Here is a 574-nt window from a genome sequence, read left to right as displayed (position 1 = left end):
CTTTGTCTATATTTACCTGAGCAATGAGAGTGATAGCGAACTACCCATGTTCTTCGATGATTTGGATGTGGTGCTCACGGAGAGTAATGTACTGGAAACCAGTGATTATTACCCATTTGGTCTACAAATAGCCGGAGGCTTTAAGAGGGTTACTGCCAAGGAAAATAGGTATAAGTACAACGGCAAGGAGGAACAGCCGGAATGGGGTGTTATCGACTATGGGGCCAGGTTCTATGATCCGGCACTAGGCCGTTTTATGGTAATTGATAATTACGCAGATATTTACTGGGGTTTGTCTCCTTATAACTATGTGGCTAATAACCCGATAAATCTAATTGATCCTGATGGTAATACGATAGTTGATTCCCAAGGAAATGTAGTGAGTGTGGAGTTTGATGATGATGGTAATATTACAAATATTACGGGTACTGAGGATCAAAGCCTAGTTGATTTAATCCATAGTACATATGCAGACTCAGATGTTGGGAGAGAAACGATCAATACTTTAAATGCTGAAGGAACAACTTACAAAATAAGTATTAGCGAGGAAGGAGCTATTTGGGAAAGTCCTGAC

At 40.4% G+C, this 574-nt stretch carries 1 protein-coding gene; it reads left to right on the top strand.

Annotation, left to right across the window (positions count from 1 at the left end; genetic code table 11):
• Window positions 1-574 (top strand): RHS repeat-associated core domain-containing protein (locus E1163_RS00375; RefSeq protein ID WP_185155888.1); only part of this gene is annotated, 574 nt, incomplete at both ends.

It is taken from the genome of Fulvivirga kasyanovii, assembly GCF_009711405.1.
In the GTDB taxonomy this organism is placed as follows: domain Bacteria; phylum Bacteroidota; class Bacteroidia; order Cytophagales; family Cyclobacteriaceae; genus Fulvivirga; species Fulvivirga kasyanovii.
This window is presented reverse-complemented; position numbering and strand designations above follow the sequence as displayed.